Origin of the sequence: Streptococcus sp. 5346 (assembly GCF_013277455.1) — a bacterium.
GTDB lineage: Bacteria > Bacillota > Bacilli > Lactobacillales > Streptococcaceae > Streptococcus.
On sequence record NZ_VMMY01000012.1, the window covers coordinates 48167 to 63739 of the forward strand.

8 protein-coding genes and 1 pseudogene are annotated in these 15573 nt (G+C 40.9%); all 9 read left to right on the top strand.

Features of this window, described 5'->3' with window-relative positions; genetic code table 11:
• Positions 1 to 12: 12 nt before the first annotated feature.
• Complete coding sequence (locus HT732_RS07425; protein WP_173254491.1) at positions 13 to 3030, top strand: glycoside hydrolase family 98 domain-containing protein; 3018 nt, start codon at positions 13 to 15, stop codon at positions 3028 to 3030.
• A 14-nt stretch (positions 3031 to 3044) separates the two neighbouring features.
• Positions 3045 to 3773, top strand: a complete 729-nt coding sequence (locus HT732_RS07430; protein ID WP_000076086.1) for a class II aldolase/adducin family protein — start codon at positions 3045 to 3047, stop codon at positions 3771 to 3773.
• Positions 3774 to 3785: 12 nt separating this feature from the next.
• A complete protein-coding gene (locus HT732_RS07435) occupies positions 3786 to 5552 on the top strand; it encodes an L-fucose isomerase (protein ID WP_173254492.1) in 1767 nt (588 codons plus the stop codon).
• A gap of 145 nt (positions 5553 to 5697) precedes the next feature.
• Entirely contained in the window at positions 5698 to 6849 is a 1152-nt protein-coding gene (locus tag HT732_RS07440; RefSeq protein WP_112444732.1) for an iron-containing alcohol dehydrogenase, read from the top strand.
• Positions 6850 to 6994: 145 nt separating this feature from the next.
• On the top strand, positions 6995 to 7879 hold the full coding sequence (locus HT732_RS07445; protein WP_004235732.1) for an SPFH domain-containing protein: 885 nt from the start codon (positions 6995 to 6997) through the stop codon (positions 7877 to 7879).
• Between the two features lie 331 nt (positions 7880 to 8210).
• Positions 8211 to 11999 (top strand): sugar-binding domain-containing protein, encoded by a 3789-nt coding sequence (locus HT732_RS07450; protein ID WP_173254493.1) that lies wholly within the window; start codon positions 8211 to 8213, stop codon positions 11997 to 11999.
• A 1-nt stretch (position 12000) separates the two neighbouring features.
• Positions 12001 to 13689: an alpha-L-fucosidase gene (locus HT732_RS07455; protein WP_173254494.1), complete on the top strand. Its 1689-nt coding sequence runs from the start codon at positions 12001 to 12003 to the stop codon at positions 13687 to 13689.
• A gap of 100 nt (positions 13690 to 13789) precedes the next feature.
• Complete coding sequence (locus tag HT732_RS07460) at positions 13790 to 14692, top strand: Rpn family recombination-promoting nuclease/putative transposase (RefSeq protein ID WP_173254495.1); 903 nt, start codon at positions 13790 to 13792, stop codon at positions 14690 to 14692.
• A gap of 8 nt (positions 14693 to 14700) precedes the next feature.
• Positions 14701 to 15093, top strand: a pseudogene (locus tag HT732_RS07465) (hypothetical protein); the annotation flags it as partial.
• Positions 15094 to 15573: the final 480 nt, after the last annotated feature.

A 15573-nucleotide genomic window follows, 5' to 3' on the forward strand; every position in this document is an offset into this window, starting at 1 on the left:
GAGGAAATAAAAATGGAAAATAAAAAAATAGCAAAACAGATTTTAATAGCTACGGCTGTTTTAACAAGTTTTTTAGGAAGTAAATTGGTTTATGCAGATGTAGTCCAAAGTAATTCTAATGACAGAGCTAGTACTGAAACTGCTAGAGTAACAGTGAATAACTTAAGAAAACCAATTACTAAAGATCAAGAAACTGATACGGAGATGACATATCTTTCAGATATGGATTGGTCTTCTGCAACTCATGGTGATGTAGATAAAACAAAAACAGTACAAAAAGATGCTCCATTTACAACAGGAAATAAAGGAGAACATACTAAAATTTCATTACTTACTTCTGACAATAAAGTTAAGTATTTTGATAAAGGAATAGGGACAGTCGCAGATTCCCCGTCTGTAATCAGCTATGATATTAGTGGTCAAGGATTTGAAAAATTTGAAACTTATATAGGAATTGATCAAAGTGCTAATAGTTCTAGAGCAGACCACGCAGTAGTGGATAAAATAGAAATAGAAATAGATGGAGAAGTAGTTTATTCCAGTAATGTAACTAATCCAGATGGATTCAGATATAATACCCAGGCACAATTTATTAGTGTGACAATTCCACAAAACGCTAAAAAAATATCCTTAAAATCATTCTCAGGAGAACATACATGGGGTGATGAAGTTGTATTTGCTGATGCTAAACTTATTAAAACTGTTAGTACTCAAACTATAACTCCAGATCTTCTTAATAAAGGAATTAATGGAGGAGTATATCTTTCTGATTTAGAATGGGTTGATGCTACTCATGGTGATGACGATAAATCAAAAACAGTTCAGAAAGATAAACCGTTTACACCTGGTAATAACGGTGCAAATAATAAAATAAAATTATTAATTGACGGGAAGGAAATAGAATTTAATAAAGGATTGGGAACTGTAGCAAGTAACCCGTCTAGTATAAAATATGATGTTTCGGGTGCTAATGTTACAAGATTTATTTCCTATGTCGGAATTGATAGGAGCGCCAATCATTTAAATTCAGATTACGCAGATATTCAAAAATTTGAAGTTGTTGCGGATGGTAAAGTCATTTACTCATCAGATTCAAAATATCCGAAAGGAATTAAGTATGATACATCGGCATTTCTGGTTGATGTTGAAATTCCAAAAGATACACAGACGATAGAACTTAAATCATATTCAGGAAAACATACATGGGCTGACGAATTGGTTTTAGGTGGAGCCTTGTTTATGGCAAATGGTAAATTTAAGAATCCTAATGATTGGTCAGAAGTTGATAAACGTCGTGAAATTAATAATGAACATCCGTTACTTATGATGCCTTTATATGCTAACGGAGAAGAGTTTAACAAAGGGAAATATACTTTTTGGGGAGGAGATACATTAACAGGTAAGTGGGAGCATATACCAGATGACTTAAAACCATATACTGTTATACAATTACATCCAGATGATCTTCCTAAAAGAGATGGAGCTGCTAGAGATTTTTATGAACATATGTTAGAAGAAGCAGCGAAATATGTAAATCCTAAGACTGGAAAAAATGAACCAATTCCAGTTATTCTGACGGTTTACACTGCTGGTAATATGCCTTATTATACTTCGGCACATTGGTTAAGTACCAGCTGGATTGATAAAATGTATCAAAAATATCCAAATTTGCATGGTATTTTCAGTACAGAGAATTATTGGATTTGGGCAAATGATATTGAAAATAAGGCGGCAGATTACTTAAAAGTATCAGCTAAAAATGGAGGATATTTTATATGGGCTGAACAAAATAATGGTTCTGCAATAGAAAAAGCATTTGGAAAAAACGGTAAGATAGCATTTCAGAAATCTGTTGATAAGTACTGGAAGAACCTTATTTTCATGTTCAAAAATACACCTGCTGCCGAGGGAAATGATTCAACTACAGAAAGTTATATGAAGGGACTTTGGCTATCAAATCATACTTATCAATGGGGTGGTTTGATGGATACTTGGAAGTGGTATGAGACAGGTAAATGGAAACTGTTTGCAACTGGTAATATCGGAAAAAGTCAAGGAGATAGACAATGGTTGACTGAACCAGAGTCTATGCTAGGAGAAGAGGCTTTAGGGGTTTACCTTAATGGAGGTGTAGTTTATAATTTTGAACATCCAGCTTATACCTATGGTGTAAATAATAAAGAAAGCTTACTCTTTAGCGAAGTAATAAAAGAATTTTTTAGATATGTAATAGCACATCCAGCACCATCTAAAGAAAAGGTACTTGAGGATACAAAAGTATTCATACATGGAGACTATTCAAATAAAGGAAATGGTAAGTTCTTTGTAAACGTAAATACTGATAGAGAACAAACTCCATTATACATGACTGGTCGTTATAATGTTATTCCAGCTATTCCAGGTATTTTAAAAACAGATAAATTGAAAGAGTCTGTTTCTGGTACTCGTATTCAGATTAAGGAGATCACTTCCCCAGAATTTAGCTCTACTCAGGCTAGAAAAGAATACTTGAATAAGCTGTATCCTACGAATTATGATGGAGATATCTTTGCTCAGAAATTAGATAATAGATGGTTTGTCTATAATTATAAGGTAAATGAGAATGTTAAACAGACTGGAAAATTAAAATTTAATTCTTTAGAAATGGATGTTGAATTTGAACCTCATACCTATGGTATTTTTGAGAGAATAAGTAATGGATTGAAAGTGAATTTAAATAATTTTAGAACAAATAAAGATTCACTATGGTCTAATGCTCAAGATGCAAATCAGGCAAGGGAACTACCACAATTGACCAAAAAAGGTGCGATTAAGTGGATTGATGAACATTATATCAAAGATACTCAGTTTGGAGAGAAAAGGGTTACAAAGATAGTATTAAAAGGTATAGATAAACTTCCTACTATTCATTCATTAACAGGAACAAATAATTCCTATGATCAGCCATCTCTCAATTTTGATCAGGAAAATCATACGGTTACTATTACCATTAACAGTAACGGAAATCTTGAATTCGAACTTCATTTTTAGAAAGGAGTGAGTTTATGTCTCAAGATGAAAAATTAATTCGTGAACAGATTTGTGATGTTTGTCATAAGATGTGGCAACTTGGTTGGGTTGCTGCAAACGATGGGAATGTATCTGTTCGATTAGATGAGGATATCATTATTGCAACTCCTACTGGCATCAGCAAAAGTTTTATTACTCCAGAAAAGCTGGTGAAGTTAAATCTCAAAGGAGAGATTTTAGAAGCAGAAGGTAATTACCGCCCTTCTAGTGAAATTAAAATGCACATTCGTTGTTACGAAGAACGTGAGGATGTCCGTGCGGTTGTTCACGCGCATCCACCGATTGCAACAGGATTTGCTCTTGCACATATTCCTTTAGATACTTATTCACTAATTGAGAGCGCGATTGTGGTTGGGGCAATTCCTATAACTCCATTTGGAGTTCCGTCTACAATGGAAGTGCCAGAAGCAATTACACCTTATCTACCAGATCATGATGTCATGCTATTAGAAAATCATGGAGCTCTGACTGTCGGAAGCGATGTCATTACAGCATATTACCGTATGGAAACTTTAGAATTAGTAGCAAAAACAACCTTCCATGGAAGAATGTTACTGTCTACAAAAGGTATTGAAGAACAAGAAATTGCTCGTCCGACTTTAGAACGTCTATTCTCAATGCGAGAAAATTATAAGGTTACAGGTCGTCACCCAGGCTACCGTAAATATAATGGCGATGGTAGTATAAAAGAAACAGAAAAATAAGAGGAAAGTATTATGATCCAACATCCACGTATTGGTATTCGTCCGACTATTGATGGTCGTCGTCAAGGTGTACGCGAATCACTTGAAGTACAGACAATGAACATGGCTAAAAGTGTGGCAGATCTTATTTCAAGTACATTGAAATATCCAGATGGAGAACCTGTGGAATGCGTGATTTCTCCATCTACTATTGGTCGTGTTCCAGAGGCTGCAGCTTCACATGAATTGTTCAAAAAATCAAATGTTTGTGCAACAATTACAGTCACACCATGCTGGTGTTATGGTAGTGAAACTATGGATATGTCTCCAGATATTCCTCATGCTATTTGGGGATTTAATGGGACAGAACGTCCAGGGGCTGTCTATCTTGCAGCTGTTCTAGCTTCACATGCTCAAAAAGGGATTCCAGCCTTTGGGATTTATGGAAGAGATGTTCAGGAAGCTAGTGATACAGATATTCCAGGAGATGTCAAAGAAAAACTTTTACGCTATGCGCGTGCAGCTCTTGCAACTGGCTTGATGCGAGACACTGCTTACCTATCAATGGGTAGTGTATCAATGGGGATTGGTGGTTCTATTGTGAATCCAGATTTCTTCCAAGAATACCTAGGAATGCGAAATGAATCGGTAGATATGACGGAGTTCACGCGCCGTATTGACCGTGGTATTTATGACCCAGAAGAGTTCGAACGTGCTATGGTTTGGGTAAAAGAACATATCAAAGAAGGTGTTGACCGAAATCGTGAAGATTTGATTCTTTCTAAAGAAGAAAAAGAAAAACAATGGGAATTTGTTGTAAAAATGTTCATGATTGGTCGAGATCTTATGCAGGGAAATCCTCGTTTAGCAGAGCTTGGTTTTGAGGAAGAATCAGTTGGTCACCACGCTTTAGTAGCTGGTTTCCAAGGTCAACGTCAGTGGACAGACCATTTTCCAAATGGAGATTTTATGGAAACTTTTCTCAATACTCAGTTTGACTGGAATGGTATTCGAAAACCATTTGTATTTGCGACAGAGAATGATTCACTAAATGGTGTGTCTATGCTCTTTAATTACTTATTGACGAATACCCCACAAATCTTTGCTGATGTGCGTACTTATTGGAGTCCAGAGGCTGTTAAACGTGTAACGGGACATACTTTAGAGGGTCGAGCTGCAGATGGATTCTTACATCTAATCAACTCGGGTTCTTGTACATTAGATGGTACAGGTCAAGCTACTAGAGATGGCAAACCTGTTATGAAACCATTCTGGGAGTTGGAAGAAAGTGAAGTGCAGGCTATGCTTGAAAATACAGACTTCCCACCAGCAAACCGCGAATACTTCCGTGGAGGAGGATTCTCAACTCGTTTCTTGACGAAGGGGGATATGCCAGTAACAATGGTACGTCTCAATCTTTTAAAAGGAGTTGGTCCAGTGCTACAAATTGCAGAAGGTTACACACTTGAACTTCCTGAAGATGTTCACCATACTTTAGATAATCGTACAGATCCAGGATGGCCAACTACTTGGTTTGCTCCACGTTTGACAGGAAAAGGTGCTTTCAAGTCTGTCTATGACGTCATGAATAATTGGGGAGCTAATCACGGAGCCATAACATATGGCCACATTGGAGCAGACTTGATTACCTTGGCTTCTATGTTGAGAATTCCTGTCAATATGCATAATGTACCTGAGGAAGATATCTTTAGACCTAAAAATTGGTCCTTATTTGGAACAGAAGATCTAGAATCAGCAGACTATCGTGCATGTCAGTTGTTGGGACCACTACATAAATAAAACTTGTTTATATAGGAGGTGAACTTACGTCCCTCCTATCCTTTTAAAAATATTTGTTAAATAATTCACAAATAATTGAAAACGAATACAAAAAGTAATATAATGATGTTAAGTAAATAGCGCGAAGGCGCAGGAGGAAAATTATATGGCTACATTTTATGTTCCGGCAGTCAACCTTATTGGTAAAGGTGTTGTAAATGAAGTGGGTCCTTATATCAAGGAACTTGGCTATAAAAAGGCGCTTTTGGTGACAGATAAGTTCATCGAAGGAAGTGATATTTTACCTAAGGTTTTAAAACCACTGGATACAGAAGGAATCGAATATGTCATCTTTAGCGATGTAGAGCCAAACCCTACTTGTAAGAATGTCACAGATGGGGTAGCTGCTTTGGAAGAACATGGATGTGATTTTATCATCAGTCTTGGTGGTGGTTCTCCACAGGATGCAGCTAGTTGTATCTCTATCATGGCTACAAATGGTGGAAAACCACAGGATTATGAAGGGCTTCATAAGTCTGCTAAAAAAGGCTTGCCAGTTGTGGCAATCAATACTACTGCAGGTACATCAGCAGAAATTACCATTAACTATGTGATTACCGACGAAGAACGCAAGGTTAAGATGGTAATGGTTGACAAGAATAGCCTTGCTCTTATCTCTGTTAATGACCCGGAACTCATGCTTTCCAAACCTAAAGGCCTGACTGCTGCTACTGGTATGGATGCTCTGACGCACGCTGTTGAAGCTTTGGTAACACCTGGTGCTTATGATGTGACCAAGAAACTGTCTATTGGTGCTATTGAGCTTATCAAGGAATATCTTCCTCGTGCCGTAGCAAATGGACACGATATTGAAGCGCGTGAAGGTATGGTTAATGCCATCTTCCTTGGTGGTATGAGCTTTAATAATGCTGGTCTTGGCTATGTTCACTCAATGGCTCACCAACTCGGTGCAGTATATAACTTGCCACATGGTGTTTGTTGTGCCATGTTGTTACCAGTTATAGAACGTGAAAATGCTAAACGTGTACCAGAAGCTTTCCGCAATGTTGCTAAAGCCTTGGGACTTCATGTAGAAGGTAAATCAGATGAAGAGTGTGCCGATTACGCAATTGCTGAGATTGAGAAGCTTTCTGAGACAGTAGGTATTCCTAAGAAATTGACTGAACTTGGTATTGAAGAAAAAGATTTCGACTTTGAATACCTTTCTAAGAATGCCTTGATTGATGCCTGCGCACCAGGAAATCCATTTATGCCAACCTTAGAAGAAACGATTGCCTTTTATAAAGAGTTGTTTTAGCAAGAGATTTGACGACAATGTGACAATTTACCTCTAATTATTGACATTTCAGGAAAAATCGCAGTAAAAACTGCACAGCCTTCTTTAAATGTGCTATAATACAGGAAAAATAATAATGGAGGTCACGATAATGGCAACATTTTTGATGATTTTTGTGGTGGTTTGTGTGCTCCTATTGGTGATAGTCACACTGAGTACAGTTTATGTGGTTCGTCAGCAGTCGGTGGCGATTATTGAACGCTTTGGGAAATACCAAAAGGTTGCCAATAGCGGTATTCATATTCGCTTGCCTTTTGGGATTGACTCGATTGCAGCTCGGATTCAGTTGCGCTTGTTGCAAAGTGATATTGTGGTTGAGACTAAGACCAAGGACAATGTGTTCGTTATGATGAATGTAGCGACCCAGTACCGTGTCAACGAGCAGAGCGTGACAGATGCCTACTATAAACTTATGCGTCCAGAATCTCAGATTAAATCTTATATCGAAGACGCTCTTCGCTCTTCTGTTCCAAAATTAACCTTGGATGAATTGTTTGAGAAAAAAGATGAGATTGCCCTTGAAGTTCAACACCAAGTAGCGGAAGAAATGACAACTTACGGTTATATTATCGTGAAAACCTTGATTACTAAGGTCGAACCAGATGCAGAAGTTAAGCAATCCATGAATGAAATCAATGCGGCGCAACGTAAGCGGGTCGCAGCGCAAGAATTGGCGGAAGCTGACAAGATTAAAATCGTCACTGCAGCTGAAGCCGAAGCAGAAAAAGACCGCCTTCATGGTGTGGGGATTGCCCAACAACGTAAGGCGATTGTGGATGGATTGGCAGAGTCTATCACTGAACTCAAGGAAGCCAATGTTGGCATGACAGAAGAACAAATCATGTCCATCCTTTTGACCAACCAGTATTTGGATACCTTGAATACCTTTGCTTCTAAAGGAAATCAAACCATCTTTTTACCAAATACGCCAAATGGTGTAGATGATATCCGTACACAAATCTTGTCAGCCCTCCGCGCTGAGAAGAAATAATAGACTAATACTCTTCGAAAATCTCTTTAAACTACGGTCGCCTTGCCGTAGATATATGTAACTGACTTCGTCAGTCTTATCTACCACCTAAAAACGGTGTTTTGAGCAACCTGCGGCTAGTTTCCTAGTTTGCTCTTTGATTTTCATTGAGTACAAAGAGCTTGGCAACAGGCTCTTTTTGCGTTGACTTTTAGGCTTGAGGATTAAAAGACTTTTCCACAAATTATAGAATCTTTTCTGAGTATTTAGGGAGTGATGGAGGAAATCTTGAAAGCGCTTTTGTTTTGTGCTATAGTCAAGTAAATCGAGTCGTTTAAAGAGGAATGCTTGTATGAGAAGAGAAGAAGTTTTACGAAATCACTGGTTTTTTAGCCAAGAGGTGGGGAAGGAAGAGGCCTTGGCGTCGGATTTTCAGAGGGGAAATTGGCAGGCCATTCAAGTGCCACATGACTGGAGTATTTACAATGATTTTGACCAGTATTCGCCAGCGCAAAATGAGGGTGGTCAGTTAAATGGTGGTCAAGCCTGGTATCGGACACAGTTTTACTTGGAAGAAGATGCCAGTCTTGTATCGGTACGTTTGTTGTTTGATGGAGTTTACATGAATGCCCAAGTCTATATCAACGGGCAAGTGCTGGGCTATTATCCCAGTGGCTATACGCCTTTTTCTTATGATATCACGCCTTATCTAAGAAATGATGGGACGGCCAACCAGCTTGCGGTTTTTGTGGAAAATCAGCAACCTAGCAGTCGTTGGTATTCTGGTAGCGGTATTTACCGAGAAGTAAAATTATTGATTACAGATTCGGTGCATCTGGATTTATATGGGATTAAGATAGAAAATCCCAAGCTAAAGAAACAAAGAGATGGATGGGTGGAAACTCAGCTTACAAGTAAGGTTTCAAATGATGGCTCTCAGTCTGTGTCGGTGTATTTGGAACAGGGTATCTGGTATGATGGGCAGCAACTGTCAGACTGGCAGGCGACAGATTCTGTAGTGATTGAAGCTGGGGACAAACATCATTTCCAACAAGCAATATCAATTTTTCAACCCTTGCTTTGGGATATTGATCATCCTCACCTTTACCAATTGAAGACTCACCTTTACAAAAATGGAATTTTAGTTGATGAAGAAGAGGAGACCTTTGGTTACCGCTATATGGATTGGCAAGCGGATAAGGGCTTCTTTCTAAATGGTCGCTGGTTGAAGATTCATGGAGTTTGTCTGCACCATGACTACGGAGCGCTGGGAGCTGTGGAAAACAGGTCAGCTGCAGAGAGACGCTTGCGCCAGATGAAGGAAATGGGCGTCAATGCTATTCGAATCACACATAATCCAGCCAGTAGCATTTTGCTGGATGTGGCTGCCAGAATGGGCTTACTCATCCAAGAAGAAGCCTTTGATACCTGGTATGGAGGCAAGAAAGAATATGATTATGGTCGCTTTTTTGAGGAAGAAGCGACTCATCCAGAAGCGGAAGCAGGCGATTTCTGGTCAGATTATGATTTGCGCACTATGATTGAACGTGGTAAGAACAATCCAGCCATTTTTATGTGGTCCTTGGGAAATGAAGTCAGCGAAGCAAATGGAGATGCTCATTCATTGAAGACTATCAAACGCTTGCTAGAAAGGGTCAAGGAGGTTGATGATAGCCGTTTTGTGACCATGGGAATGGATCAGTTCCGCTTCGGAGATGGTTCTGGAGGTCATGAAAAGATTGCTGATTTGCTGGATGTGGTGGGTTTGAATTACTCGGAAGACAATATTGACGGGATTCGCAAAAGACATCCCAAGTGGCGACTTTACGGCTCTGAAACCTCATCGGCTACAAGGACGCGTGATAGCTATTTTCGCCCAGCTAAGGAATGGGTTGGAGATAATCGCCGCGTGCGGAATTTTGAACAGTCAGACTATGGCAATGACCGGGTTCCTTGGGGGAAGACGGCGACGGCTTCTTGGATAGCAGATAGAAATCGGCTAGACTATGCGGGTCAGTTTATCTGGACAGGAGTGGACTATATCGGCGAACCGACTCCTTGGCACAACCAAAATGACACGCCTGTAAAGAGTTCCTATTTTGGGATAGTGGGCACAGCAGGGATTCCTAAAAATGACTATTATCTCTACCAAAGTCAGTGGGTGGACCTAGATCAGCATCCCATGGTTCATATCTTACCTCACTGGAATTGGGAAATCCACAAGAGTTATCAACAAGTTGTGGATAAGTATGGGGATATCCCTGTTCGAGTGTATTCAAATGCTGGTTCTGTAGAGCTATTTCTAAATGGAAAATCCAAAGGCAGGAAGACTTTTCAGGAAAAATGGACTTCAGATGGCAGAAAATACCAAGAGGGAGAAGGTTCTGATCAACTCTATCTCGAATGGCCTTTGGCTTATCAACCGGGAGAATTGCGTGCTGTGGCCTATGACTGTCAAGGTCAGCTTGTGGCAGAAGATAAGGTGGTGACTGCAGGTAAGCCAGCCAAAATCGGGTTACATGCCGAGAAAACACAACTGGAGCCAGATGGGCAAGATCTCCTCTGTCTTTATTTTGATGTATTGGACCAAGCTGGAAATTGGGTGCCGACTGCTTCCAATCAGCTTCATTTTGAAATTGAAGGCCCTGCTCGCATTGTAGGTGTGGATAATGGCAGGCAGGCCAGTCGTGAACGTTACCAAGCCCAGAAAAATGGTCGGTTTAAGAGGAAAGCCTTTCATGGCAGAGGTGTACTTTTGGTTCAGAGCTTGGAGCAGGCAGGTCTAGTCAGAGTAAAAGCCAGTGCTAGAGGGCTAGAGCCAGCAAGTTTTGATCTCTTAGTGGGAGAGGCTTTGGCTTTCCAACCAGTGAAAAATCAGCGCTTGTTTGAGATTCGAGTGGACAAGCAGGCAGGATTACAAGAAGGGGATTCCCCAGCTATTGGACTTTATCCACAAACTGTGGATAACCCTGTGAATAAGGTGGGGAATAGTGAAGTGATTTGGGAGACGAGTGGCAGTGCCCACGCCATTATCAAGCAGGGAGTGCTTCATTGCTTGTCTGCAGGGGACTTGGCTATTCACGCCATTTATCAAGGGAAGACCTATCAAACTCATTTGCAGGTTGCAGAAAATACCTCACTAGGGCAGGCAGTTTTTGTACGACCACTTCGCTTGTATACAGATAAGGGGACTTATCCACAGTTGCCATCTTCAGTCTTGGTGGACTATGAGTTCGGGGGTGCAAAACGAGTCAAGGTTGTTTGGGAGGAGATTCCTGAGCAAGCTTTGGCAAGATTTCATGAGTTTACGGTATCTGGTCAGCTAGAAGGTCTGGATTTAAAGGCTTCTGCTCAGGTTTGTGTCCAAGGGATTTGCGCTATTGAGCCTGAAAGGGTTTGGACGCTTGTCAAGGAAGCCCCACACTTACCAGATCGAGTCAAGCTAGTCTTATCAGATGGCAGACGAGATACGGTCAAGGTGACTTGGGATGAACTCGATCCCCAAGTCTATGCTCAGGTAGGAGAGTGTGTACTTATAGGACAAGTAGCGGGATGTGAATTGCCAGCAACAGTCACCATTCATGTGACAGATGCCAGTGTAGATGGGGAAGTCATTTCCAATCAGTGGACAGGGTCCAACCTGCCTCTGGTCTTTGCTTCTCACTCAGAGCCGAATCACCCAGCCTCTTACCTCAATGACAAGGTCATTGCTCGGAAGAAATCGACAGCCAATACTTGGATTGCCAAGTCAGAGGAAGCCGGCGTCGGCATTCTTTTTGGAGATGCAGGGATTTTAAAACCTCGATTTGTGGATAATGTGACCTTGTATTATGTTGAAAATCAAGACTATGTGGCGGTGAATCCTACCCATATTGATTATTATGTAGGGAATGAGCCTAGCTTGCCTCGGACTCCCAACCATTTGGACAAGGATTCTCTGCTCAAGCAAGAGGATAATTGGCGCCCTGTATCAGCTATCCGAAAAGTGTCAAGTGACAAGGATGAGGAGCTTCGTTTTGAATTTGACAAGGTGGAAACCTATGCCCTTCGTCTTCGATTTGAAGGCTTGACCAGTCCCCTAGCGTTAACAGAATTGCAAGTGTATGCAAAAAAAGTAAAGAAAAATGTAGATAGGAAGTAATATGGTAAGAGAAATAAAACCGCATGGCCCCTTGCCTAGTCAGGCCCAGCTAGCTTATTTAGAGGATGAACTAGCAGCCTTTATCCATTTTGGACCCAATACTTTTTATAATCAGGAATGGGGGACAGGTCAGGAGGATCCTGAACGCTTTAACCCGACACAGTTAGACGCGCGTGAGTGGGTTCGCGTACTCAAGGAAACGGGCTTCAAAAAGTTGATTTTGGTGGTCAAGCACCACGATGGCTTTGTCCTTTATCCGACAGCTCACACAGATTATTCGGTTAAGGCCAGTCCTTGGAGGAGTGGAGAGGGAGACTTGCTCCTTGAAGTATCCCAAGCTGCTACAGAATTTGATATGGATATGGGGGTCTACCTGTCACCGTGGGATGCCCACAGCCCACTCTATCATGTGGACCGAGAAGCGGACTATAATGCCTATTATCTGGCTCAACTGAAGGAGATTTTATCAAATCCTGCCTATGGAAATGGAGGGAAATTTGCTGAGGTCTGGATGGATGGAGCTAGAGGAGAGGGCGCTCAAAAGGTCAATTATGAATTTGAAAAATGGTTTGAAACCATTCGTGAGCTGCAGGGTGATTGCTTGATTTTTTCAACAGAAGACACCAGCATTCGCTGGATTGGCAATGAACGAGGGTATGCAGGTGATCCACTGTGGCAAAAGGTGGATCCTGACAAACTAGGAACAGAAGCAGAGCTGGACTATCTTCAGCACGGAGATCCCTCGGGCACGATTTTTTCAATCGGTGAGGCAGATGTTTCCATCCGGCCGGGCTGGTTTTACCATGAAGATCAGGATCCTAAGTCACTTGAGGAGTTGGTAGAGATTTATTTTCACTCGGTAGGGAGGGGCACGCCTCTCTTGCTCAATATTCCGCCGAATCAAGATGGGCTCTTTGATGCAAAGGATATTGAACGTCTCTATGAATTTGCGGCCTATCGCAATGAGCTCTATAAAGAAGATTTGGCTCTGGGATCTGAGGTATCTGGTCCAGCTCTTTCCACAGACTTTGCCTGTCATCATCTGACAGATGGCCTTGAGACCAGTTCTTGGGCAAGCGATGTAGACTTGCCAATCCAGTTAGAACTCGACTTAGGTTCTCCTAAAACTTTTGATGTAATTGAGTTAAGAGAAGATTTGAAGCTAGGGCAACGAATCGCTGCTTTTCATGTGCAAATAGAGGTGGACGGCGTCTGGCAGGAATTTGGTAGGGGCTTTACAATTGGTCATAAGCGCCTCTTGCGAGGTTCGCTAGTAGAGGCGCAAAAGGTGCGCGTGATGATTACAGAGGCACAGGATTTACCTGTACTGACCAAGATTTCTCTCTATAAAACTCCTAGCTTATCACAAAAAGAAGTTGTTCAGGGACTAGCATTTGTAGAAAAAAGTCTAGCTGTAGCAAAGGGAGAGACTCTTCATTTTAGGGTTGAACGTAGCGAAAGTGACACTCCTTTGGAGGCTAAGATTTCGATTCAACCGGGGACAGGTGTCCATGGTGTCGCCTATCAGGATGAGATTCAAGTCCTTCAATTCCAAGCAGGGGAAAGCAAAAAAGACTTGAGCATACCAACCCTGTATTTTGCTGCTGATAAGACTTTAGATTTTTATCTAAATCTGACTGTTGATGGACAACTGATGGATCAAGCTCATATTTTAGTTGAAACGAGATAAAATATCTTCACAATTCATTTCTTTTCCGAATAAATAGATAGAACCATCGAATCTAGCAAAATTAGATTTAAAACTATGGTATAATAGAAGGAGGAAATGGATGACTTTAAGACATCCGGGCATCAGCCCAACCAACGACTTGGTTGCTAAGAAAATCTTCAGCAACCCAGAAATCACTTGTCAATTTATTCGCGATATGCTGGACTTGCCAGCCAAAAATGTGACCATTTTGGAGGGAAGTAATATTCACGTCTTGCCTTCCATGCCCTACTCAGCGCAGGATTTTTATACCAGTATAGATGTTTTGGCGGAGTTGGACAATGGTACTCAGGTAATTATTGAGATTCAGGTGCATCATCAGAATTTTTTCATCAATCGCCTGTGGGCTTACCTATGTAGTCAGGTCAATCAAAACCTAGAAAAAATTCGTCAACGTGAAGGTGATACCCACCAGAGTTACAAACACATCGCCCCCGTTTATGCCATTGCAATTGTGGACAGCAACTACTTCTCAGATGACTTGGCTTTCCACAGTTTCAGCATGCGCGAAGACACGACGGGTGAGATTTTAACAATTACAAACAATGGTCAGGAAAACCATCTGGTTAAGATGGCTTTCTTGGAACTGAAAAAATACAGAGAAACCAGCAAAGACAAGGTTCGCAAGCCGTGGTTAGAGTTTTTCGGGAACAAGCCCTTTACTCAACAACCCGAGCGAGCCATTAGCCAAGCAGACCAACTGCTAGACTACAAGAGCTGGTCCGAGGAGGACAGGAAAATGTTTAGTCAACTACGTATGCGAGAAGAACAGGCATTATTGGCACAGGACTATGCTTTGGAAACTGCTAGGGCAGAAGGTATTGAACAGGGGAAAGCTGAAGGACAAATCTTTACCTTTATTGATTTAGTACGCCAACATGTTTTAACTTCTGAATTTGCGAGTGAACAATTAGGCATGCCAGTCGCGGAGTTTGAAGCGCTATTGAAGAACCATCATAAATAAGATCTAACAAATACAGAGAAACCAGCAAAGACGAGGTTCGTAAACCATGGTTGGAGTTTTTCGGTAACAAGCCCTTTACTCAGCAACCCGAGCGAGCCATCAGCCAAGCAGACCAACTGCTGGACTACAAGAGCTGGTCCGAGGAGGACAGGAAAATGTTTAGTGAACAACGCAGGCGAGAAGAACAGGCATTGTTGGCACAGGACTATGCCTTGGAACAAGCTGAAGAAAAAGGTTTAGAACGTGGTCGTGCAGAGGGCATTGAACAGGGACTGGAGCTCGGGAAAGCTGAAGGTAGTTTCGCGATGTTAGCAAATTTAGTCCGTCAAGGTCTTCTGACTTCGGAGGTTGCCAGTCAGCAATTAGGTATGTCAGTCGCTGAATTTGAGGCATTGCTGTAAATAGGAACAGATGACATGTTGCCAAAATGAGGTAGCATGTTTTATTTTAGCTTTAGTTGTTAGTTGCAACAGGCAGACGATCAAGAGACTGCTAACACTTTTAGGTCGTAATTAGGATGTGGAAGTCAGTCATATTTCTACGGTGAGGCGCCTCTGGCGTGTTTAGCCTTTGAATTTTAAGAGAATAGTGCATATGAGAGATAGGGTCTGGTTCTGTTGGGCTCTGCTAGAAAGCTATCAGAGAATCTGGGCATTTAACTGACAGGTTCTCTTTTTTGGAAGAAAAAAAGCCAAAAAACCTAAAAATTTTTGTATATTTATTTTACGAATGTTTTGTTTAAAAATAGTAGAATAGTTCCTTTTAGGTATCAAAGTTATCTTCTTTTCAAAATAAAAAGATTTTATTCAAATTCATTTCCGAATTTTGGTTCTTAATACAACATAATAACATATATAAAATCAAAACATTTTCCTGATTTT